General features: G+C 64.6%; 19 protein-coding genes. 10 read left to right on the forward strand and 9 right to left on the reverse strand.

Annotated elements, in window-relative coordinates:
* Window positions 1-130: 130 nt before the first annotated feature.
* The 5 genes from AC3FJ6_RS16830 to AC3FJ6_RS16850 form a co-directional block, all read right to left on the reverse strand.
* Window positions 131-925, reverse strand: coding sequence for a peptidylprolyl isomerase (locus tag AC3FJ6_RS16830; RefSeq protein WP_092595716.1), 795 nt, complete (start codon window positions 923-925; stop codon window positions 131-133).
* A gap of 35 nt (window positions 926-960) precedes the next feature.
* Complete coding sequence (locus tag AC3FJ6_RS16835) at window positions 961-1,245, reverse strand: BolA family protein (RefSeq protein ID WP_092595714.1); 285 nt, start codon at window positions 1,243-1,245, stop codon at window positions 961-963.
* Window positions 1,246-1,292: 47 nt separating this feature from the next.
* Window positions 1,293-1,847 carry a septation protein A gene (locus AC3FJ6_RS16840; RefSeq protein WP_153948172.1) on the reverse strand — a complete coding sequence of 185 codons (555 nt, stop codon included), beginning with the start codon at window positions 1,845-1,847 and terminating at the stop codon, window positions 1,293-1,295.
* A 94-nt stretch (window positions 1,848-1,941) separates the two neighbouring features.
* Complete coding sequence (msrB, locus tag AC3FJ6_RS16845; RefSeq protein ID WP_153948173.1) at window positions 1,942-2,349, reverse strand: peptide-methionine (R)-S-oxide reductase MsrB; 408 nt, start codon at window positions 2,347-2,349, stop codon at window positions 1,942-1,944.
* 38 nt (window positions 2,350-2,387) lie between these two features.
* Window positions 2,388-3,938 carry a protein adenylyltransferase SelO gene (locus AC3FJ6_RS16850; protein WP_488772921.1) on the reverse strand — a complete coding sequence of 517 codons (1,551 nt, stop codon included), beginning with the start codon at window positions 3,936-3,938 and terminating at the stop codon, window positions 2,388-2,390.
* Window positions 3,939-4,260: 322 nt separating this feature from the next.
* On the opposite strand from AC3FJ6_RS16850, the gene AC3FJ6_RS16855 reads away from it, so the two are divergent.
* From AC3FJ6_RS16855 to AC3FJ6_RS16880, 6 genes are all read left to right on the forward strand, one after another.
* Complete coding sequence (locus tag AC3FJ6_RS16855) at window positions 4,261-5,886, forward strand: 3-(methylthio)propionyl-CoA ligase (RefSeq protein WP_488772922.1); 1,626 nt, start codon at window positions 4,261-4,263, stop codon at window positions 5,884-5,886.
* 162 nt (window positions 5,887-6,048) lie between these two features.
* Window positions 6,049-7,308: a branched-chain amino acid ABC transporter substrate-binding protein gene (locus AC3FJ6_RS16860; RefSeq protein ID WP_488772923.1), complete on the forward strand. Its 1,260-nt coding sequence runs from the start codon at window positions 6,049-6,051 to the stop codon at window positions 7,306-7,308.
* 105 nt (window positions 7,309-7,413) lie between these two features.
* Window positions 7,414-8,361 carry a branched-chain amino acid ABC transporter permease gene (locus AC3FJ6_RS16865; protein ID WP_249640875.1) on the forward strand — a complete coding sequence of 316 codons (948 nt, stop codon included), beginning with the start codon at window positions 7,414-7,416 and terminating at the stop codon, window positions 8,359-8,361.
* A gap of 3 nt (window positions 8,362-8,364) precedes the next feature.
* Window positions 8,365-9,678, forward strand: coding sequence for a branched-chain amino acid ABC transporter permease (locus AC3FJ6_RS16870; RefSeq protein WP_488772924.1), 1,314 nt, complete (start codon window positions 8,365-8,367; stop codon window positions 9,676-9,678).
* Entirely contained in the window at window positions 9,675-10,451 is a 777-nt protein-coding gene (locus tag AC3FJ6_RS16875; protein WP_153948178.1) for an ABC transporter ATP-binding protein, read from the forward strand. The genes AC3FJ6_RS16870 and AC3FJ6_RS16875 overlap by 4 nt, the downstream gene beginning before the upstream one ends.
* The gene (locus tag AC3FJ6_RS16880; protein WP_153948179.1) at window positions 10,448-11,161 is read left to right on the forward strand and encodes an ABC transporter ATP-binding protein; all 714 of its coding nucleotides are present in this window, start codon (window positions 10,448-10,450) and stop codon (window positions 11,159-11,161) included. The genes AC3FJ6_RS16875 and AC3FJ6_RS16880 overlap by 4 nt, the downstream gene beginning before the upstream one ends.
* Before the next feature lie 43 nt (window positions 11,162-11,204).
* On the opposite strand, the gene AC3FJ6_RS16885 is transcribed toward AC3FJ6_RS16880, so the two are convergent.
* Window positions 11,205-12,554 carry a dicarboxylate/amino acid:cation symporter gene (locus AC3FJ6_RS16885; protein WP_487523831.1) on the reverse strand — a complete coding sequence of 450 codons (1,350 nt, stop codon included), beginning with the start codon at window positions 12,552-12,554 and terminating at the stop codon, window positions 11,205-11,207.
* A gap of 379 nt (window positions 12,555-12,933) precedes the next feature.
* Here AC3FJ6_RS16885 and AC3FJ6_RS16890 point away from each other — a divergent pair, with 379 nt between their 5' ends.
* A complete protein-coding gene (locus tag AC3FJ6_RS16890; RefSeq protein ID WP_153948181.1) occupies window positions 12,934-14,439 on the forward strand; it encodes a DASS family sodium-coupled anion symporter in 1,506 nt (501 codons plus the stop codon).
* A 43-nt stretch (window positions 14,440-14,482) separates the two neighbouring features.
* On the opposite strand, the gene AC3FJ6_RS16895 is transcribed toward AC3FJ6_RS16890, so the two are convergent.
* From AC3FJ6_RS16895 to AC3FJ6_RS16905, 3 genes are read right to left on the reverse strand one after another with little or no spacing between them, the layout of a single operon-like run.
* Window positions 14,483-15,739 (reverse strand): complex I 51 kDa subunit family protein, encoded by a 1,257-nt coding sequence (locus AC3FJ6_RS16895; protein ID WP_488772925.1) that lies wholly within the window; start codon window positions 15,737-15,739, stop codon window positions 14,483-14,485.
* Window positions 15,736-17,385, reverse strand: a complete 1,650-nt coding sequence (locus tag AC3FJ6_RS16900) for an FAD-binding protein (protein WP_488772926.1) — start codon at window positions 17,383-17,385, stop codon at window positions 15,736-15,738. Before AC3FJ6_RS16900 ends, AC3FJ6_RS16895 begins: the two co-directional genes overlap by 4 nt.
* Before the next feature lie 12 nt (window positions 17,386-17,397).
* Entirely contained in the window at window positions 17,398-18,042 is a 645-nt protein-coding gene (locus AC3FJ6_RS16905) for a 4Fe-4S dicluster domain-containing protein (protein ID WP_488772927.1), read from the reverse strand.
* Between the two features lie 554 nt (window positions 18,043-18,596).
* Here AC3FJ6_RS16905 and AC3FJ6_RS16910 point away from each other — a divergent pair.
* The 3 genes from AC3FJ6_RS16910 to AC3FJ6_RS16920 all read left to right on the forward strand — a co-directional run bounded on the left by AC3FJ6_RS16910 (window position 18,597) and on the right by AC3FJ6_RS16920 (window position 22,654).
* Window positions 18,597-20,678, forward strand: a complete 2,082-nt coding sequence (locus tag AC3FJ6_RS16910; protein WP_488772928.1) for a 3-hydroxyacyl-CoA dehydrogenase NAD-binding domain-containing protein — start codon at window positions 18,597-18,599, stop codon at window positions 20,676-20,678.
* A 50-nt stretch (window positions 20,679-20,728) separates the two neighbouring features.
* A complete protein-coding gene (pncA, locus tag AC3FJ6_RS16915) occupies window positions 20,729-21,394 on the forward strand; it encodes a bifunctional nicotinamidase/pyrazinamidase (RefSeq protein ID WP_488772929.1) in 666 nt (221 codons plus the stop codon).
* An 81-nt stretch (window positions 21,395-21,475) separates the two neighbouring features.
* Window positions 21,476-22,654, forward strand: coding sequence for an acetyl-CoA C-acyltransferase (locus AC3FJ6_RS16920; RefSeq protein ID WP_153948186.1), 1,179 nt, complete (start codon window positions 21,476-21,478; stop codon window positions 22,652-22,654).
* Window positions 22,655-22,776: the final 122 nt, after the last annotated feature.

Raw genomic sequence — 22,776 nt, forward strand, 5'->3', positions numbered from 1 at the left:
TATTACTGGGGCCGGAGGAGCGATGGAACCCGCCAACTGCACTAGAATGTTACCGAGCGCGCCAAGGTGCGCCCCAAAAAACGAAAACCGGCGCACAGGCGCCGGTTTTTGTATGCAGCAAGCAAGGGGATTACTGGATCTTGGCCTTGTCCTTGAGCGACTTCATCATCGCCTGGAACTGCTCGCGCTGCCAGGCCTGGTCGCCCATCAGCATCTGCTGGAGCTGAGGCTTCACTTCCTCGAACGTCGGAATCTTCTGGTCGCGCACGTCCACGAGTTCAATGATGTGCCAGCCGAACTGGGTCTTGACCGGCGTATCGGTCATCTGGCCCTTCTTCAGGCCGGTCATGGCCGCCGAGAATTCCGGCACGTAGCTGCCGCTGTTGGCCCAGTCCAGGTCGCCGCCATTGGCTGCCGAGCCGGTGTCCTTCGACGATGCCTTGGCTACGTCTTCGAACTTGGCGCCGCCCTTGATCTTGGCGATCAGTGCCTTGGCGTCCGCTTCCTTTTCCACCAGGATGTGGCGGGCGTGGTATTCCTTGCCATTGCCGAACTGGCCCTTGATCTTCTCGTATTGCTTGCGCAGTTCGTCGTCGCTGGCGCCATGGGTCTTGACGTAGTCCTCGAACACCGCACCGGCCAGCACGTTCAGGCGGGCCTGTTCGAGCTGGTCCTGAACGTCGTCGCGTTGCAGGATGCCGCGCTTGGAGGCTTCCTGCACCAGCAGTTCCCGGTCGATCAGCATGGTGCGGGCACGGTCGCGCAGTTCGGGCGAGGCGGGCTGGCCGGTGCCGGCGATCAGCTTGTCCACCTTGGCCGACGGGATGGGCTTGCCATTCACAACGGCGGCGTTCTGGGCGAACACGGGCAGGCTGCCAGCAGCGAGCACAGCCGCCAGGCTGAACGAGAGGACGGTGGTCTTCATGGAGTCAGGTCTGAGAGTAGCGAGAGCGCGTCGCGTCATGCTTCGCGGGATTGATATTCTTGGTCGGTGTACGCGCTGACGGCCAGCGCATGGATCTGCGCGGGGAATAGTTCGCGCAGCGCATCATACACCATACGGTGGCGGGTCACGCGCGAATGGCCAGCGAAGCGGTTGCTGACGATCAGAACGTTGTAATGACCCCCACCCGACGCCGCGCCGGCATGGCCCGCATGGGCCGCGCTGTCGTCGTGGACGTGCAGGTGGGAGGGTTCGAGCGCCGCACGCAGCAGCGCGTCGATGGTGGCGGGATCGGCGGCCATCGGTTAGTCCTTCGGGAGTGTCATCGGGAGCGGCAGGGCGGCTGCGCTTATTCGGAGCGGCCTTCCCGCGACGGGGTTTCCTCGATGTGGCGCGACAGCCAGATGCTCTGCGCGACAATGAAGACGACCATCAGGCCCATGCTGCCGAACAGCTTGAAATTGACCCAGGTATCGGTGGAAAACTGATACGCCACGTAGAGGTTCAGCACGCCCATCACGGCGAAGAACGCGGCCCATGCAACGTTGAGCCGGCCCCACATCGCGTCCGGCATCGTGACCTGCTTTTCCATCATGGCGCGGATCAGGTTCTTGCGCCAGCCGATGACCGAGCCGATCAGCGTGACCGCGAACAGCCAGTAGAGCACCGTGGGCTTCCACTTGATGAAGGTTTCGTTGTGCAGAACAATCGTCGCGCCGCCGAAAACGCCGATGATCAGCAGGCTGACCCATTGCATCGGCTCCACCTTGCCATGACGGATGCGCACCCACGCGATCTGCAGCACCGTGGCCACGATGGCCACCGCGGTGGCCGGATAGATGCCGAACAGCTTGAAGGCGACAAAAAACAGGATGACTGGGAACAGGTCGAACAGGAATTTCATGCGGACCAAATCAGGTTGGCGAGCCAGGCATGCGGCCGGGCCCGCTGGGAATCCGCGAGGCGGATCGGACGTGGCGTCCGGTGTGCGGGTGGCGTCACCCGCGATCAGCCGGATCGCGATCGTCGAATTTTAGCGCAGCCGAGTTGATGCAATAGCGCAGACCGGTTGGGGCCGGGCCATCCTCGAAGACATGGCCCAGATGGCTGCCGCATTCCTTGCAACGGACTTCCACCCGCGTCATGCCGTGGCTGTGGTCCACGTGCTCGGCAATCACCTCGCCGTTGATCGGACGGAAATAGCTGGGCCAGCCGCAGCCGGCGTCGAACTTGGTGGCCGACTCGAACAGCGGGGTGCCGCAGCCTACGCAGTGGTAGATGCCCTGGTCCCAGTGGTCCCAGTAGCGGCCCGTGAACGGACGCTCGGTGGCGGCCTCGCGCGTCACGCGGTACTCGATGTCGGACAGCTGGTCACGCCATTCGGCGTCGGTCTTAGTGGTGGTCATCTCGTTTCCTTGTTGCGATCCCGGGCAGGCTGCCAGGCTTACGACGAACAGCTGACTTCGAGCCCCGACGCCCAGTCGGGTGGCAGGGCGGCATAGTGTTCCGCATCGGGCTGCTCGTCGAAGGGCCGCGACAGCACGGCCAGCAGGCGGTCCACCTCGGAGAAGTCCTTGTCGCGCGCGGCACGGATCGCGGTTTCGGCCAAATGATTCCGGAGCACGTATTTCGGGTTGACTTGCCGCATTGCAACCCCGCGGGCGGCATCGTCGGACTGTTCCGACTGCAGGCGGGCGCGGTATTCGGCGGCCCACGCGTCCCACGCCGCGCGGTCCAGGAACAGGTCGCGCACGGGCGCATCGCGTGATCCGTCCTGCGACCCCACCTGGGCCAGGTTGCGCCAGAACAGCGTGTAGTCCACGCGATTGGCGTGCATCACACGGAACAGGTTCGTCATCAGCGTCTCGTCCTGGTCATGCGCGGTGCGCAGGCCAAGCTTGGCGCGGTAATGGCGGAAGAAGGCCTCGGCATAGCGGTCCCGGAACGGGTCGAGCGCCTCGCGAGCGGCTTCCACGGCTTCGTTCTTGGCCGCTTCGGCATCGCTGGCATCCGCGTTGCGCCACAGCGGCAGCAGCGCCTGGGCCAGGCAATGCAGGTTCCAGAACGCGATCTGGGGCTGCTGGCTGTACGCGTAGCGGCCCTGCTGGTCGGAATGGTTGCAGATGTGGTTCGCGTCGAAGGCGTCGAGGAACCCGAACGGTCCATAGTCGATGGTCAGGCCCAGGATCGACATGTTGTCGGTGTTCATCACGCCATGACAGAAGCCCACGGCCTGCCAGTGCGCCACCATGTCCGCCGTGAGCAGCGATACCTCGCGCAGCAGCGCCTGGTACGGGCTGGCCGCGTCGCGGCAGGCCGGATAAAAACGGTCGATCACGAAATCGGCAAGCTGCTTCAGCGAGGCGTGGTCCTCGCGGGCGGCGAAATGCTCGAAATGACCAAAGCGGATGAAGCTCGGCGCCAGCCGCGTGACCACGGCCGATGTCTCGATGGTTTCGCGCCGTACCGGTGCGTCGGAGCCCATGATCGCCAGTGCCCGCGTGGTGGGCACGTCCAGCGCATGCATGGCTTCCGAGCAGAGGTATTCACGGATCGACGAGCGCAGCACCGCGCGGCCATCTGCCATGCGCGAGTAGGGGGTCAGGCCGGCGCCCTTGAGCTGGATCTCCCACGGACCGTCGGGCATCGCGGCCTCGGCCAGCCGGATGGCGCGGCCATCGCCAAGCTGCCCGGCCCAGACGCCGAACTGATGGCCGGAGTAGACCGTGGCCAGTGGGTCTGCCCAGTCCGGCACGGCGTTGCCGGCGAAGGTGTCGACGAACTTCGGGTCGTGCGTGGCGGCGCGCAAGCCTGCTTCATCCCATCCGAGCAGGGCCGCAGCCGCGGGGGCTACGCTGACTACATAAGGCGAAGGCAGGGCGGTCGGCGCCAGCCGCGTAAAAAACCGATCGCCGAGGGCCGCCATGCCGGATGCGGTCTTGAACGGCACGGGCAATGCAATACGCGGCAGGGCGTCGTTGGATTCAGTAGGCATAGACGGCGTGCATGACGCTAGGGGAAAACGACATATTGAGGCGCTTCAGGGCTCGCAGTATTGTACTTGCACCGGTTTTCTCCTGCCGGCCAAGGGTTGTCCGCTGCTCGCAGACCATTCAAAAAGCGACGCAAATATCGGACATCAATCCGGTGCATGGCAGGGTCTGCGTATGGGTGCCAGGAGCGCGCCCACTACGTGTCAGTCCACCAACAACACCAACAAGTTTCTTCATTTTTTGTCGATGCTTTTGCAGGGTGTGGGATAGTCGGCCAAAAATAAGAACGGTTGTTCGTTTTTTCCGAACCAAGGAGACCGTTTCATGGCATTGATGGGTCAAATGATGAGCGCGCCGCTGCTCATTTCCTCCATCATCAAGCACGCTGCGCGCTACTACGGCAGCACCGAAATCGTCTCGCGGCGAACCGAAGGCGACCTTCACCGATATACCTACCGCGACTGCGAACTGCGTGCCCGCAAGTTGGCCCAGGCGCTGGCGACGTTGGGCGTGGCGCAGGGCGAGCGTGTGGGTACGCTGGCCTGGAACGGTTACCGGCACCTGGAGATCTACTACGGCGTGTCGGGCATGGGCGCCGTCTGCCACACGATCAATCCGCGCCTGTTCCCGGAGCAGATCGCCTACATCGTCAATCACGCCGACGACCAGTTCATCTTCTTCGATGCCACGTTCCTGCCGCTGGTGGAAGGCGTGGCGCCGCACTGCCCGAACGTGAAGGGCTGGGTCATGATGACGGACCGCGCGCATATGCCGGCGGAATCGAAGGTCGACCTGCTGTGCTACGAAGACCTGATCGACGCCCACGACGGCGCCTACGAATGGCCGGAATTCGACGAGAACCTGGCGTCGAGCCTGTGCTACACGTCGGGCACGACCGGCAATCCGAAGGGCGCGCTGTATTCGCACCGCTCGACTGTGCTGCATTCCTATGCGTCGGCCCTGCCCGATGCCCTGGGCTGCTCGGCCAAGGACGTGATCCTGCCGGTAGTGCCGATGTTCCACGTCAACGCCTGGGGCCTGCCGTATTCGGTGCCGCTGGTGGGCGCCAAGCTCGTGTTTCCGGGCGCCAAGCTCGACGGCGCATCGCTCTACGAGCTGTTCGAGCAGGAGGGCGTGACGTTCTCCGCGGGCGTGCCGACCGTCTGGCTGGGCCTGCTGCAATACGTGCAGGCCAACAAGCTGAAGTTCTCCACCTTCCGCCGCACGGTGATCGGCGGCTCGGCCGCGCCGCCCGCCATGATCCGCACGCTCGAGGCCTTCGACGTGGAGGTCATCCACGCCTGGGGCATGACCGAGATGTCGCCGCTGGGCACGTCCTGCAAGCTGCTGGCGCGCCACAAGGACCTGCCCGAGGACGCCCGGCACAAGATCCTGGAAAAGCAGGGCCGGGTGATCTACGGCGTGGACATGAAGATCGTGGACGGCGAAGGCCTGGAACTGCCGTGGGACGGCAAGGCCTTCGGCGACCTGCTGGTACGCGGCCCGTGGGTGATCGACCATTACTTCCGCAACGACAGCAACCCGCTGGTGGATGGCTGGTTCCCCACCGGCGACGTGGCCACCATCGACGAAGACGGCTACATGCAGATCACGGACCGCAGCAAGGACGTGATCAAGTCCGGCGGCGAGTGGATTTCGTCGATCGACGTCGAGAACGTGGCGGCGGCGCACCCGGCCGTGCATATGGCCGCCTGCATCTCCGCGTACCACCCCAAGTGGGACGAACGGCCGCTGCTGGTGGTGGTCAAGCGGCCCGGCATGGACGTCACCCGCGAGGAACTGCTGGGCCTCTTCGAAGGCAAGGTCGCCAAGTGGTGGATTCCCGATGACGTGGCATTCGTGACCGAGATTCCGCTGACGGCCACCGGCAAGATGCAGAAGCTCCGGCTGCGCGAGCAGTTCAAGGAATACAGGCTGCCCGGCGTCTGAAGGCCGGACCCCGGCATTTCCGGACCGGCAGGGCAGCAACAGGCATTTGCGGTGTCCCGCCATGGCAATCGGATGGCGGTCACAGCGCAGACGCGGCGGCCTGGCGCGAGGAGGGCACGGGCCGCCGCCCATCGCCAATGACAACAAGTGAAGGAGACAGGTATGACAAGGTTGCGTCCGCTGGTACGAGGTGTGGCTGCAGTTGTTGCTCTGGGTTCCGTGCTGGCATCGGGCGCCGCGGCGGCCGATACGGTGAAGATCGCCTTCATCGATCCGTTGTCGGGGCTGATGGCCCCGGTGGGGCAGAACCAGCTCAAGAGCTGGCAGTACGTGGCCGAGGTGGCCAACCAGAAGGGCTGGGGCGGGGCGCACAAGTTCGAGGTGGTGGGCTTCGACAACAAGCTGAGCCCGCAGGAAAGCCTGACCATCCTCAAGCAGGTGGTGGACCAGAATATCCGCTACATCGTGCAGGGCAACGGCTCGTCGGTGGGCCTGGCGCTGGAAGACGCAGTGGCCAAGCACAACGAGCGCAACCCGGGCAAGGAAATCGTCTACCTGAACTACGCCGCGGTAGACCCGGACATGACCAACAGCAAATGCAGCTACTGGCATTTCCGGCTCGATGCCAATTCCGACATGAAGATGGAGGCCCTGACCACCTACCTGGCCAAGGACCCCAGCGTCAAGAAGGTCTATCTGATCAACCAGAACTATTCGTTCGGCCACCAGGTGGCACGGGCGGCCAAGGACTACCTGAAGCGCAAGCGGCCTGACATCCAGATCGTTGGCGAAGACCTGCACCCGCTGGCGCAGGTCAAGGACTTCGCGCCGTACGCGGCCAAGATCAAGGCGTCGGGCGCCGATACGGTGATCACCGGCAACTGGGGCAGCGACCTGGCCCTGCTGATCAAGGCGGGCAAGGATGCCGGCCTGCCGGTCAACTACTACACGTACTACGCCGCCACGACGGGCGTGCCCACCGCCATGGGCGCGGCCGGCGCCGAGCACGTCAAGTACGTGGGCTACTACAACCCGAACAACGCCACCTTCCGGGGCGGAGACATCGTCGAGGGCTACAAGAAGAAGTACAACGACGACTTCTACGTGATGGCGTCGTACACGGGCGTCGCCATGCTGGCCAAGGCCATCAAGGACACCGGATCCACCGATCCGGTCAAGGTGGCCAAGGCGATGGAGGGCCTGAAGGTGGAAAGCATGAATGGCACGGTGGAGATGCGTGCCAGCGACCACCAGGCCCAGCAGCCGCTGGTGGTGGCCACCTGGACCAAGGTCAACGGCAAGGACATCAAGTACGACCAGGAAAACACCGGCTATGGCTGGAAGACCAATGCGACGCTTGACCAGTTCGTGGCGGCGCAGCCCACCTCGTGCCAGATGAAGCGGCCGGGCAGCGGTAGCTGACACCGCGACGGGTGGGAAGGGGTTCCCCACCACGCGGGAACCCCTGACAATATGGCTTTTGTCGGGTCAGGCTCCGGCTCCGGGAGCAGGCCCTGAGGACTTGCCGTGGAATTCTTCATCATCTCGCTACTGAACGGCGTCAGCTACGGCTTGCTGCTGTTCATGCTGTCATCGGGGCTGACGCTGATCTTCAGCATGATGGGCGTGCTCAACTTCGCCCATGCCAGCTTCTACATGCTGGGCGCCTACTTTGCCTACACCATCGCCACCAAGGTCGGCTTCTGGCCGGCGCTGATCCTGGCGCCGCTGCTGGTGGCCGGCGCCGGGGCGCTAGTGGAGCGGTTCGGGCTGCGCACGGTCCACAAGTACGGCCATGTGGCCGAACTGCTATTTACCTTCGGCCTGGCCTACCTGATCGAGGAAGGCGTCAAGCTGGTCTGGGGCCTGGCCGCCGTGCCGTACCGCATCCCGGCCGAGCTCGATGGGCCGCTGTTCACGGTCTTTACCTCGTCTTTCCCCAAATACCGCGCATTCATGATGCTGGTGTCGTTGGGCATGCTGGTGGCGATCTACCTGGTACTGACGCGCACCCGCATTGGCCTGGTCATCCAGGCGGCGCTGACCCATCCGGAGATGGTCGAGGCATTGGGCCATAACGTGCCGCGCGTATTCATGCTGGTGTTCGGCGGCGGTGCGGCGCTGGCTGGCCTGGCCGGCGTGATCGGCGGCAACGCGTTTGTCACCGAGCCGTCGATGGCGGCGGCCGTCGGGTCCATCGTCTTTGTCGTGGCGGTGGTGGGGGGCATGGGCTCGCTGGTCGGGGCGTTTATCGCATCGATCCTGATCGGCGTGCTGCAGACGTTCGCCGTGACCATCGATGCATCGCTGGCCGGCCTGTTCGGCAGCTTCGGCATGGCCGTCAACGATGCCACGCCGCTCAGTTCGGTCTGGAAGCTCACCGTGGCGCAGGTGGCGCCCGTGCTGCCGTACCTGCTGCTGGTGGTCATGCTGATATTCCGCCCGCGTGGGCTGATGGGCACCCGGGAGAGCTGAGCGATGGAGTCGACGACGATGCAACCTAGCTCCAACCCGGTCGTGACCGGACGCACCCTGCGGTACCGCCCGCTGAATCTGGCGCGCTGGATCATCTGGACCACCACGGCGCTGCTGATGCTGGTGGCGCCGCTGGCCTTCACGGGCGGGTTCGCGGTGACGCTGATGTCCCAGATGGGCATCATGATCATCTTCGCGCTGTCGTACAACATGCTGCTGGGCCAGACCGGCATGCTGTCGTTCGGGCATGCCGTGTACTCGGGCCTGGGCGCGTTCATCGCGGTACACGTGCTGAACATGATCGGCGCGGGCAAGGTCTGGCTGCCGGTGTCGATGCTGCCGCTGGTGGGCGGGCTGGCCGGCGCGTTCTTCGGCGTGCTGTTCGGCTACGTGACGACGAAGAAGTCCGGCACCACGTTCGCCATGATCACGATGGGCATCGGCGAGATGGTGTTTGCCAGTTCGCTGATGTTCCCCGATTTCTTCGGCGGCGAAGGCGGGATCTCCACCAACCGCGTGGTCGGCGATCCCTTCCTGGGCATCACCTTCGGTCCGGGCCGGCAGGTCTACTACCTGATCGCGGTCTGGTGCTTCCTGTCGATGGTGGCCATGTACGCCTGGACCCAGACGCCGCTGGGCCGCATCGCCAACGCGGTACGGGACAATCCCGAGCGGGTCGAATTCATCGGCTACAACACCCAGCGCGTGCGTTACCTGGTGCTGATCCTGTCGGCGTTCTTCGCGGGCATTGCCGGGGCGCTGTCGGCCATCAATTTCGAAATCGTGTCGGCCGAAAACGTCAGTGCGGTACGTTCCGGCGGCGTGTTGCTGGCCGCGTTTATCGGCGGCGCGGGCGTGTTTTTCGGGCCGGTCATCGGCGCCATCGTCTTCACGCTGTTCGCGGTGGCGCTGTCGGACCTGACCAAGGCCTGGTTGCTGTACCTTGGCCTGTTCTTCGTGACGATGGTGATGTTCGTGCCGGGCGGCATCGCCAGCCTGCTGCTGATGCAGATGCCGCTGCTGGCGAAGAAGCAGTTTGGCCGCATGCTGCCGTCATACGCACGGGCCGGCGTGGCCGGACTGGTGCTGCTGGCGGCCGTGATCCTGACCGTGGAAATGGTCTACAAGGTGCAGGTCGACAGTGCCAATGGCACGGCGATGTCGTTGCTCGGCATCGGGTTCGATGCCGGCACGCTGCCGCCGTGGATCGTGGCGGCGGCGCTGTGGGGGCTGGGTTACGCGGCCTGGCGCTGGGCGACGGCGAAGGTGCGCGCCGAACTGGACGCCATCCAGGCGGGAACGGGAGGTCTGGCATGAACGCCGCACTCGAACTTTCGGACGTCCGCAAGCGGTTCGGGCAGACCGAGATTATCCGGGGGGTGACGCTGACCATCGGCAAGGGCGAGCGGCATGCGCTGATTGGCCCGAACGGGGCCGGCAAGTCCACCACCTTCAACCTGATCTCGGGCCGGTTCGCGCCCACGTCCGGGGCGGTGAAGCTGAACGGCCAGAGCATTGCCGGACTGCGGCCATTCGAGATCAACCGCATGGGGCTGTCGCGCAGTTTCCAGATCACGAACATCTTCCACCGGCTGTCGGTGTTCGAAAACCTGCGCTGCGCGGTGCTGTGGTCGCTGGGCTACAAGTATTCGTTCTGGCACCGGCTGTCGGCGTTGCGCGATGCCAAGGCGCGCGCCGACGAGGTGCTGGAACTGATCGGCATGCAGCACCGCCGCAACACGCAGGCCGGTCTGCTGACCTATGCGGAGCAGCGGGCGCTGGAGATCGGCATCACCATCGCCGGCGGCGCCGAGGTCATCCTGCTGGACGAGCCCACCGCCGGCATGAGTCGCTCCGAATCGGACCATGCCGTGGAGTTGATCCGCAAGGTGACGGTAGGCAAGACGCTGGTCATGGTGGAGCACGACATGAGCGTGGTGTTCGGCCTGGCCGACCGGATTTCGGTGCTGGTGTACGGCGAGGTCATCGCTACCGATACGCCGGAGGCCATCCGCAACAACCGCCGCGTCAAGGAAGCCTATCTGGGCACGTCGCTCGATGAACCCGCGCTGGCAGGAGCCCACGAATGAGCAAGCCCATGCTGGAAGTCACCGGGCTGCACGCCTATTACGGCAAGAGCCATATCCTGCACGGCGTGGATGCCCGTGTCGACGAAGGCGAGATCGTGGCGCTGCTGGGCCGCAACGGCGTGGGACGCTCGACCATGGCCAAGGCCATCCTGGGCATGGTCAAGGCGGAAGGGTCCGTGCGCTTTCGTGGCGACGAAATCCTGGGACGGCGTACATTCGAGATCGCCCATGCCGGCATCGGCTATGTGCCCGAGAACCGCGACATCTTCCCGACGCTGACCGTGCGGCAGAACCTGCTGCTGGGCGAGAAGCGCAATCCGCGCCAGCAGAAGCCGCGCTGGAGTGTGGAGGACATGTACCGCATGTTCCCGCGGCTCAAGGAGCGCGAGAACACGTCGGCGGGCGTGCTGTCCGGCGGCGAGCAGCAGATGCTGACGCTATGCCGCACGCTGATGGGCGATCCCGACCTGATCCTGATCGACGAGCCCACCGAGGGCCTGGCACCGATGATCGTCACGCTGGTGGGCGACTTCCTCAAGACGCTCAAGGAGCGCGGCGTGTCGGTGCTGCTGATCGAGCAGAAACTGGCCATTGCGCTGGACATCTCGCAGCGCGTCTACGTGATGGGCCACGGGCATATCGTGTTCGAGGGCACGCCCGCGGCACTGAAGGCCAATGCCCAGATCCGGAAGGAATGGCTGGAAGTGTGAACAGTTTCACGCAAGATATCGGGAGCCCTGGCTGCCGCCTGGCCTATCTGTGCCGGGTGTCAGCGGCCGGCACGCGCGCCGCGACCTGATCGAGTACGACTTCCGGCTCATCCGCTTCGATATCGGTCTCGCCGTCAAGCCGGCTGTGCATCCGCTCGACGTCCAGGTCGCCGGTCCACTTTGCCACGACGACCGTGGCGACGCCGTTGCCGATCAGGTTGGTCAGGGCGCGTGCCTCGGACATGAACCGGTCGATGCCAAGAATCAGGGCAAGCCCCGCGACCGGCACATGTCCCACCGCGGAAAGCGTGGCCGCCAGTACGATGAAGCCGCTGCCGGTCACGCCCGCGGCGCCCTTCGAGGTCAGGAGCAGCACCAACAGCAAGGTGATCTGCTGGGTGAAGGTCATGTCGGTATTGGTGGCCTGAGCGATGAAGACCGCTGCCATGGTCAGGTAGATCGAGGTGCCATCCAGATTGAAGGAATAGCCAGTCGGGATCACCAGGCCGACTACTGACTTGCGGGCGCCCAGGTTTTCGAGCTTGGCCATCATCCGGGGCAACACCGATTCCGAGGACGACGTGCCGAGCACGATCAGCAGCTCTTCCTTGATGTACTTGATGAACTTCCAGATCGAGAACCCATGGAATCGTGCGATGGACCCGAGCACGACGAAGATGAAAAGCAGGCAGGTAGCGTAGAACGTGGCCATCAGCTGGCCAAGCTGGAGCAGCGAACTCACGCCGTATTTGCCGATGGTGAATGCCATGGCGCCGAACGCCCCGATCGGCGCGACCTTCATGATGTACCCGACGATGGCGAACAACACGTGCGAGAATTTTTCGATGAAGTCGAAAACCAGCGTGCCGCGCCCCCCGAACCTGTGCAGCGCAAAGCCGAACATCACGGCAAATAGCAGTACCTGAAGGATTTCTCCCTTGGCGAACGCATCCACCACCGTATTCGGGATGACGTTCATCAGGAACTCCACGGTGCCCTGCATCTTTCCAGGGCCGGTATAGGCGGCGATGCCCTTGGTGTCGAGGGTGGCAGGGTCGACGTTCATGCCTGCCCCTGGTTTGACGATATTGATGATCAACAGGCCGACCAGCAGCGCAATGCTGCTGACCACCTCGAAATAGAGCAGCGCCAGGCCGCCGGTCTTGCCGACCTTCTTCATGTCCTCCATGCCGGCGATGCCCACCACGACCGTGCAGAAGATGATCGGCGCGATGATCATCTTGATCAGCTTGATGAAGCCGTCGCCCAGCGGCTTCATGGCCTCGCCGGTTTGGGGAAAGAAGTGTCCCAGAATGACGCCAAGAATAATGGCGGTAATGACCTGAAAGTAGAGAGACTTGTAGAGCGGCTTTGAATGTTCGGCTTTTTCCATGTTCGTCTCCATTGCTGGTTCAGTGTCGGAAGCCGGACATCGACCGCGTCGTCTTGGCCATCTCGCTCGAGCCTCGGGCCGTATTCCGGAAACACGCTAAGGCGAGCTTAGTGCCGCGCAGTTGGGCTTGGGTATGGACCGAAAGACCTAGGTCCGCAACTGGGCCCCGGGACAGGACCCGGCCCGCTGATCCACGCGTGTGTACAAAAAGACACTTGGAGCGTGATCAGTTGATGACTTGCGTCAACTCCAGGGCGGGATGTGGACCAAAGTCCATTGTGGGAAGCGCGTGGACGCCACATATTGAAGAGCGCACAGGCCGGTAATCGGCCATCGAGACACTGATATTTGCCGCATTTCAAGCAGGGAGGTCCAAGCAATGCTGTCCAAGGTGATAGCGATGTATCGCTACTTCATGTCAGTCGTGCCGTTTCGGCTGACGCCCGCCATCATCGCCACGGCTGTTCTGGTCACGCTGCTGCTGCTCCCGGCGCCCGAAGGGCTGAAACCCGAGGCCTGGCATCTGGTGGCGATCTTCCTGACCACGATTGTCGCCATCATCCTCAAGGTCATGCCAATTGGCGTGATGGCCATGATGGCGATCGTGATCGTGTCGCTCGCACAGGTGACGTCGCCGACGTCGAAGGGCGCCATTGCCGACGCACTGAGCAGTTTCTCGAATCCGCTGATCTGGCTGATCGTCGTGGCGATCCTGATCTCGCGCGGACTGAAGAAGACGGGGCTGGGCAACCGGATCGGCCTGATGTTCATTGCCCTGCTGGGCAAGCGCACGGTTGGCATCGGATACGGACTCACCATCTGCGAACTGGTGCTGGCGCCATTCACCCCCAGCAATACGGCGCGCGGAGGCGGCATCGTCCATCCGATCATGCGATCGATCGCCGGCGCCTTCGACTCCGACCCCGCCAAGGGGACGCAGGGCAAGGTCGGCACATACCTGGCGCTGGTGAACTACCACGCCAACCCGATTACCTCGGCCATGTTCCTGACGGCCACGGCGCCGAACCCGCTGGTGGTGGACTACGTGGCCAAGGCCAGCGGCCAGGCGCTGCACCTGACCTGGACCACCTGGGCGCTGTGCATGCTGCTGCCGGGCTTGCTCTGCCTGCTTGTCATGCCGCTGATCATCTACCTGCTATCGCCACCGGAACTGAAGGTCACGCCCAATGCGGTCGACTACGCCCGCGGCGAGCTTGCGCGCATGGGGCCGCTGAGCGGCAAGGAACGCGTCATGATGGGCGTATTCGCGATGATGCTGATCCTGTGGGCCAATCTGCCCGCCATGATCTTCGGGTCCGCCTACACGCTTGACCCGACCGTCGTGGCCTTTCTTGGCCTCTTTGCGCTGATCATCACCGGGACGATCGACTGGGACGATGTGCTGTCCGAAAAGAGCGCCTGGGACACGCTGGTCTGGTTCGGTGCCCTGGTGATGCTGGCCGAGCAACTCAACAAGCTGGGTGTGATCGCCTGGTTCTCGGCCGACATGCGCGACGCCATCTCCGCCAGCGGTATGGAATGGAAGGGGATTGCGGCCGTGCTGGTGCTGGCGTTCGTGTTCTCGCACTACCTGTTCGCCAGTACCACGGCCCATATCAGCGCCATGATGCTGGCATTCCTGACGGTCGGCGCGCATCTGATCCCGCCGGAGTACATCCCCCCGTTCATGCTGATGATGACCGCCGGGTCGGCGATCATGATGACGCTGACCCACTACGCGACTGGCACGTCGCCGATCATCTTTGGCAGCGGCTACGTCACGCTGGGCCAGTGGTGGCGGACCGGCGCGGTGATGTGCGTGTTCGAGCTGGTGGTCTTCGCCGTGGTCGGGGGCCTTTGGTGGAAGGTGCTGGGCTTCTGGTGAAACCGGCCGGTCGTCGGGCGGCTTGCGTGGCCGTCCGGCGCCGTCAGGTCATCAGCAGGGTTTCGTATTCCTCGCGAAACTGGTGCATGGAGCTTTCCACCACCGTCACCGCACCGTCGATCAGTCCGCAGCGGCCGCTGCCCGGCAGGATGCTGCAGAGGTTTTCCAGCGCATCGAGGTCTGCCCGCACCCCACGGCCGGTGTCGATCCGGTTGAGCAGCCGCATCAGCTGAAAGGTGCCGCCCTTGCACGACGGGCACTGGCCGCACGACCCCTGGGCAAAGAAGCTCACGTACTCCGCAACCTTGCGGACGATGCTGGTGCCTTCCGAGACGACGATCATGGCCCCTGTGCCCAGGCTGGAACGCCGCTGACGCACCGAATCGAAATCGAGCGCGACGTCCAGGTCGCGCTTGGTCAGCAGGGTGTTGGAAGGGCCTCCCGTAAAGACCGCCTTGAACTCCTTGCCCTGCAGCATGCCGCCGCCGTGCCCGAACACCAGCGATTCCAGGCTCGTCCCCATCGGAAGTTCATACAGGCCCGGGCGCAGTACGTCGCCTGACAGGGAGTAGAGTTTCGTGCCCACCGCCTTGCCGAGACCGAGATCGCGATACCACTGTGCGCCATGGCGCAGGATGCCCGGCACGTGGGCCAGCGTCTCGGTGTTGTTGACGATGGTCGGCGCGCCATGGACGCCGTGCTCGGCCGGGTAGGGCGGCTTGCGGCGCGGGAACGGAAAACCGCCTTCGACACTGGCAATCACCGCCGTCTCCTCGCCGCCGATGTACAGGCCCGAACTCGGCATGACTTGCAGCGAGACGGCGCCGCCGACCACGGCCGCCAGCCGTTCGAACAGTGTATGGGTCTGCCACTGCTGCACAGCCAGCCGCGTGACCGCAAGCGATTGCAACTGATGCGGATTGACATACAGGACGACGTGGTTGGCCCGCGTGGCCGCCGCCGCGATCAGCGCGCCCTCGATCACCTGGTGTGGCGTGTGCTCCAGCAGGAAGCGATCCTTGAAGGTGCCCGGTTCGTCTTCGTTGCCATTGCAGACGACGTACTTGTCCCCGGCAGGCGCCGCCGCGACCGGTGCCCATTTTCGATGTGTCATGAACCCGGCACCGCCCATGCCACGCAGTTCCGCCCGTTCGATTTCGCCGATGATCGCGGCCGGATCGTCGAGGGCCCTGGCCAGCCCTTCGCCGCCGCCGTGTGCCAGCCACGCGGCCAGGTCGGCACCGACCTGGATATCGTCATTGAGCAGGACCTTGTTCGGGCGTTCCACGGCGTGGCTCATCGCAGGCTCCCCACCGTACGGCCTCGCGCACCGGCACGCAGCCCGGCATCGACACGCAGATCGAAATGCGCGTAGCCCGGAAAAAGCTGGGGCGCCTGGACGTGCAATGGCAGGCCGGCCAGCGTCAGTTCGCGCTGCCATGCGTGTACGTGGCCGATTCCGGCGCGGCTGGGCAGGGCACCGCGCATCGATTCCGCCGCCTTTGCGCCGGCCCGGCGTCCCATGCTCAGGATGTCCAGCAGGGCATTGCCCATCAGCCGGTTGCGTCCGTGGATGCCGCCGGTGACTTCGCCCACGCCAAACAGGCCCGGCACGTTGGTCGCCCCGTCCTTGTCGATGGCCATGCCGCCGTTCTGGTAGTGCAGCGTCGGGTAGACCAGGAAGGGCACCTGGGCCGCGTCGTGCCCGCACTTGTGCGCCAGATGGGTCAGGGTGACCAGGCGTTTGGCGAGGATGCCAGGATTTTCCAGCTCCAGCGTGGGCGTGTCCAGAAACACGCCCACCTGTCCGTCACGGCTGATACCGCGGCCTTCCGCGCATTCGCGCAGGATGGCCGAGGCCACGACGTCGCGCGGCTTGAGTTCGTCCACGAATCGCTCCCCTTCGCCATTGATCAGCTTCGCCCCGGCCGACCGCGCGGCCTCCGAGATCAGGCCGCCTGCCAGGTGGGGCGGATAGGCGATGCCCGTGGGGTGGTACTGGAACGAGTCGAGTTCCCGCAGCCGCGCCCCCATGCGATAGGCCAGCACCAGGCCGTCCGCGGTGGCGCCATAGTGGTTGGACGTCGGGAACGCATTCAGATGCAGCCGGCCAGCGCCGCCCGTGGCGAGGATGACCGCACGGGCGCGCACCAGTACGAAGGCCCCCCATTCGAGGTTGTAGATCACGGCCCCGGCGCAGCGTCCGCGCTCGTCGGACAGCAGTTCGACCACCGGGCAGCGGTTCCAGACGGCAACACCCGGATCAAGGTCCACCGCCTCGCGCAGCACGCGCATCATTTCCAGGCCGGTGTAGTCACGATAGGACAGGATGCGCGCCGCGGATGCCCCACCGGGCTTCTTGCGCAGCAGGTTGCCGCCGATGGCCCGATCCTCGGTCTGGTCGAACATCATGCCCAGCCGGATCAGCCACCGGATCACGTCGGGACCGTCCGAGACCATCTGCGCGACAAGTTCACGGTCTGCGCAGTAGTGCCCGGCACGCAGCGTGTCCTCGAAATGCATTTGCAGGCTGTCGTCCTCGCCGATGGCCGCCTGGATGCCCCCTTCGGCCATCACGGTGTTGCTGTCGCCCAGGCGTAGTTTGGTGGCAAGGACGACCTGGGCGCCCTGTGCCGCAGCGGTCAGTGCCGCCGCGCAACCGCCGCCGCCGCCGCCAATGACCAGGACGTCGGTCGTGACCAGTTGCGCGCCAGCGATATCGACGTCGTCGATCAGCGCGTTGGCCTGAAGGCTGCGCGCCAGGTCAGGCTGGCACGGGTCGCCACGGTTCGGCCCGACGGACAGGGCGACCCTGGCATTCGGCCCATGATCGGGGTGATAGGCCTTGAGGAGCGCCTCGACGGACGTCGTGTCGTCGCGCATGGCGGGCGTCGCGCCACGCTTGTAGCGTTGGCATGCCGCCTGGTAGGGGATGCTGGCTGGCATGGGTGTCGGCTCTCAACCCTGGTGTGGAGGCTGCGCGCCCGGCGCATCCAGATCGATCGTCATCTCGCCACGCTCGATCTGCTGCAACCGCTGCATCAGGTTCGCCGGCCGCAGCGACAGCGAAGCGATCATGCGCCGCACGAACAGGCCAAGATGGTTGGGCTGGATCAGTTCCGGGCAGGCCAGCGTGCAGAGGTTGCACATGACACATTCGTCGAAGACCTGCGCCGACGCCGCCAGTTCGCCCGCCACGGCAAGATTGACGCCACGCTGGACATCGAGCTGCTTGGGGCAGGCACGGTCACAGCCGCTGCAGTGCCGGCAGTGGGCCGCCTCCGGAAAGGTCTCGGCAATGGTGCCCAGGATCCGCCAGCTGTCGCCGATATCCTCGATCCGATAAACATGGCGCGATGACGAGGTGAAGTAGTCAAGGAAGGCCACCTGCATGCCGTCTTCGACCATCGTCTCGCAGGCCAACGCCGTCTTGACCTCCGGCTCCCCCTGGCGCCGGACCATGACCCGGCAGGAGCCGCACACCCCCTGGCCCATGCAGCCGACACCTTCCACGAGCGTCTCGCCCGCGTGGATGAACGCCTGCAGGATCGAACAGCCGGCAGGCGCCGCGATTTCCCGTCCTTCTATGTTCAGACGTGCCATGCTTCCCGCGCCTCCTGTTTTGCGGTGGTGGCCTGACCCTGCCTGCCTTTCAACAGGCCGTATAAACCATAGCACAGGGAAGGTTATTGCCAAACGGATCGCGTGTTGCCGGAGGCATCGATCCGTTTCGTGTGGCGACGCTTTTTTCCGATTGGAGGGCTCTGTCAAAAATTCGCGGGCTACGGCCGGCTGCCTGTCGATGGGTGATTCATGAGGCATAAATGGCACGATTTCGTCGCACGCCCTACGGGTTCCCCCTGAGGGTTTGAACCCCTCGGCAGGCTCAACATGAACGCCGGAAAAAGCTGCCATGAAAGGCGCGCATGACGGTATTTCCGCGGCCGAAAATTGAAATTGAACGACCGTGCTATTTTGTGTATGCTTGTCCCGCCCTCGAGCCGTATGGCCTGTGGCACAAGGGATTGCGGGCCATCGCGCAGCCGGCCCGACGTTCCGGCAGGATCAGAGCAAGACTGCATTCGAGAATTCGAATCCCGAGACAACCCATGAGCCCCTAGGAAGACGAAGGGCTCGCCAATACCAAAGGAACGCGTATGACAGCGCAGTATCAGGTACAGGACGGCGTAGCCGTTATCACGCTCGACAATCCCCCGGTCAACGGCCTCGGTCACAGCACCCGCCTGGGCATCGTCGAAGGCTTGACCCGTGCGCTGGACGATGCCGCCGTCAAGGCCGTCGTCATTACCGGCGCTGGCAAGGCGTTCTCGGGCGGCGCCGACATCCGTGAATTCAATACCCCCAAGGCCACGCAGGAGCCGACGCTGCATTCGGTGATCCGTGCGCTGGAAGCTTCGACCAAGCCGGTCGTGGCCGCCATCCACTCCGTCGCCATGGGCGGCGGCCTGGAACTGGCCCTGGGCTGCAACTACCGCGTGGCCGCCAAGGGCGCGCAGATCGCGCTGCCCGAAGTCAAGCTCGGCCTGCTGCCGGGCGCGGGCGGCACGCAGCGCCTGCCGCGCCTGATCGGCCTGGAGCACGCGCTGAACATGATCGTGTCCGGCACGGCCATCCCCTCGGAGAAATTCGCCGGCTCGAAGCTGTTCGATGAACTCGTCGATGGCGACGTGCTGCCTGCCGCCGTCAAGTTCGCCCAGAACGTGGCCGCTGCCCCCGGCCCGTACCCGAAGGTGCGCGACCTGAAGGTGCGTCACGAAAACGCCGAAGGCTTCCTGGCTTTTGCCAGGAACACCGTGGCGGCCGTGGCCAAGAACTTCCCGGCACCGTCGAAGTGCGTGGAGGCCGTGGCAGCCTCGCTCAAGCCGTTCGAAGCCGGCCTGAAGGAAGAGCGCGAAGGCTTCATGTACCTGGTCGGTACGCCGGAATCGCGCGCGCTGCGCCATGCCTTCTTCGGCGAGCGTGCTGCCAGCAAGATCCCCGATGTGCCCAGCGACACCCCGGTCCGCAAGATCGAGCGCGTTGCCGTGATCGGCGCGGGCACCATGGGCGGCGGCATCACGATGAACTTCCTGAATGCCGGCATCCCCGTGACGATGCTGGAGACCAAGCAGGAGGCGCTGGACCGTGGCGTGGGCACGATCCGCAAGAACTACGAGAACAGCGCCAAGAAGGGCAAGCTCACGCAGGAAAAGGTCGAACAGCGCATGGGCCTGCTGACCACCACGCTGTCCTATGACGACATCAAGGACGCCGACATGGTCATCGAGGCCGTGTTCGAGGAAATGGGCGTCAAGGAAATCGTCTTCAGGAAGCTGGACGAAGTGATGAAGGCTGGCGCGATCCTGGCCTCCAACACGTCCACGCTCGACGTGAACAAGATTGCCTCGTTCACCAAGCGCCCGCAGGACGTGGTCGGCATGCATTTCTTCAGCCCGGCCAACGTCATGAAGCTGCTGGAGGTGGTGCGCGGCGAGAAGACCGGCAAGGACGTGCTGGCCACCGTCATGCAGATCGCCAAGAAGATCAAGAAGACGGCCGTGGTCTCGGGCGTCTGCGACGGCTTCATCGGCAACCGCATGATCGAGCAGTACAGCCGCCAGGCGGGTTATCTGCTGGACGAAGGCGCGCTGCCGGAGCAGGTGGACCGCGCCATCGAAAAGTTCGGCTTCGCCATGGGCCCGTTCCGCATGGGCGACCTGGCCGGCAACGACATCGGCTGGGCCATCCGCAAGCGCCGCGCCGTGGACAAGCCGGACATCCAGTATTCGAAGACCGCCGACAAGCTTTGCGAAATGGGCCGCTTCGGCCAGAAGACGGGCGCCGGCTGGTACGACTACAAGGCGGGCGACCGCAAGCCGTACCCGAACGCGCAGGTCAACGAGATGATCGTCGAGCATTCGAAGGAACTCGGTATCACGCGCCGCAAGATTTCCGATGAGGAAATCGTCGAACGCCTGGTGTTCGCACTGGTGAACGAAGGCGCCAAGATCCTGGAAGAGGGTATCGCGTCGAAGGCGTCGGACATCGACATGGTCTACCTGACCGGCTACGGCTTCCCGCTGTTCCGCGGCGGCCCGATGCTCTACGCCGACCAGGTTGGCCTGTTCAACGTGGCCCAGTCGATGAAGCGTTACGCCAAGGGGTACCACGGCGAAGCCTGGAAGGTGGCCCCGCTGCTGCAGAAGCTGGCCGACGAGGGCAAGGGCTTCAACGGCTGAGACACGACGGCCTGAATCGACAGGAACAGGGAAACAGGGGACACGGAACCATGGCCTACGGCGCGCAGGACTGCCTGCTGGTGATCGACGTGCAGAACGACTTCATGCCCGGTGGCGCGCTGGCCGTGCCGCAGGGCGACGAGGTCGTGGCCGTGATCAACGGGCTGGCGCCGGCATTCGAGCATGTGGTGCTGACGCAGGACTGGCATCCGGCCGGGCATGCGTCGTTTGCCACCAGCCATGCCGGGCGCGCGCCGTTCCAGACCGCCACGCTGCCGTATGGCGAGCAGGTGCTGTGGCCGGACCACTGCGTGCAGGACACCCCGGGCGCCGCGCTGCATGCGGACCTGCGTGTTCCGCATGCGCGGCTGCTGATCCGCAAGGGCCACCATGCCGGCGTGGACAGCTATAGCGCCTTCCTGGAAGCGGATCGCACGACAAGGACCGGCCTGGGCGGCTACCTGCGCGAGCAGGGCGTCCGGCGCGTGGTCTGCGTCGGGCTGGCGACCGACTACTGCGTGGCCTGGAGCGCGCTCGATGCGCGCGCGGCGGGCTTCGAGGCGGTGGTCGTGGAAGATGCCTGCCGGGCGATCGACCTGGACGGATCGCTGGCCCGAGCCTGGCAGGAGCTTGCCGCGGCCGGCGTCCAGCGTACGACGTCCGCGGCGTTGCTGGCCGGCAGTGCGAACCACAACCCCTGGCTTCCCGAGTCCTGACGATTCACGTCGACACACCGAATATTCGTCGCAAGTTGGCTAGAGATTAGCCAGAGACACCAAGATACCGAGGAGCAACACATGAACGAGGCAGTCATCGTATCCACCGCCCGTACCGGGCTGGCCAAGAGCTGGAAGGGCGCTTTCAACATGACCCACGGCGCCACCCTGGGCGGCCACGCCGTCCAGCACGCTATTGCGCGGGCCAAGATCGAGGCCGGTGAAGTGGAAGACGTGCTGATGGGTTGTGCCAACCCCGAAGGCGCCACCGGCGCCAACATCGCGCGCCAGATCGCCCTGCGCGCAGGCTGCCCGGTGACCGTGCCCGGCGCCACCGTGAACCGCTTCTGCTCGTCGGGCCTGCAGACCATCGCCATGGCCGCGCAGCGCGTGATCGCCGACGAAGGCGATATCTTCGTGGCCGGCGGCGTGGAATCGATCTCGTGCGTGCAGCAGGAGATGAACCGCCACATGATCCAGGAAAGCTGGCTGAACAAGAACAAGCCGGAAATCTACTGGAGCATGCTGCAGACCGCCGAGAACGTGGCCAAACGCTACAACATCTCGAAGGAGCGCCAGGACGAGTATGGCGTGCAGAGCCAGCTACGTGCCGCCGCTGCCCTGGAAGCCGGCAAGTTCAAGGACGAGATCGTGCCGATGACGGTGCTCGCCGGCGTGGCCGACAAGGCCACGGGTCAGCTGATGACCAAGGAAGTCACCATCGACGCTGACGAAGGCATCCGTGCCGACACCACGCTGGAAGGCGTGTCGAAGATCCGCACGGCCATGCCCGGCGGCGTGATCACGGCCGGCAACGCGTCGCAGTTCTCGGACGGCGCTTCGGCTGCGGTGGTGATGAACGCCCGCGTGGCGGCCGCCAAGGGCCTGCAGCCGCTGGGCGTGTTCCGCGGCTTTGCCGTGGCCGGCTGCGAGCCCGATGAAATGGGTATCGGTCCGGTGTTCGCGGTGCCGAAGCTGCTGAAGAAGACGGGCCTGAAGGTCGAGGACATCGGCCTGTGGGAGCTGAACGAGGCGTTTGCCGTACAGGTGCTGTACTGCGCCGACAAGCTGGGCATTCCGATGGATCGCCTGAACGTGAACGGCGGTGCCATCGCCGTGGGCCATCCGTACGGTGTGTCCGGCGCCCGCCTGGTTGGTCATGCGCTGATCGAAGGCAAGCGCCGCGGCGTCAAGTACGTCGTGGTGACGATGTGCATCGGCGGTGGCCAGGGTGCCGCCGGCCTGTTCGAGGTGCTGTAAGGCTTCCCGGGTGCATGTTGTTTCCCCTCTCTCGCGTGCGGGAGAGGGGGCAGGGGAGAGGGCGGGCGCATCGATTTGCGATATCGCAAGTTGAAACGCGATTCCCTCTCCCCCCACCCCCT

Source organism: Cupriavidus sp. 94F1, assembly GCF_057798875.1.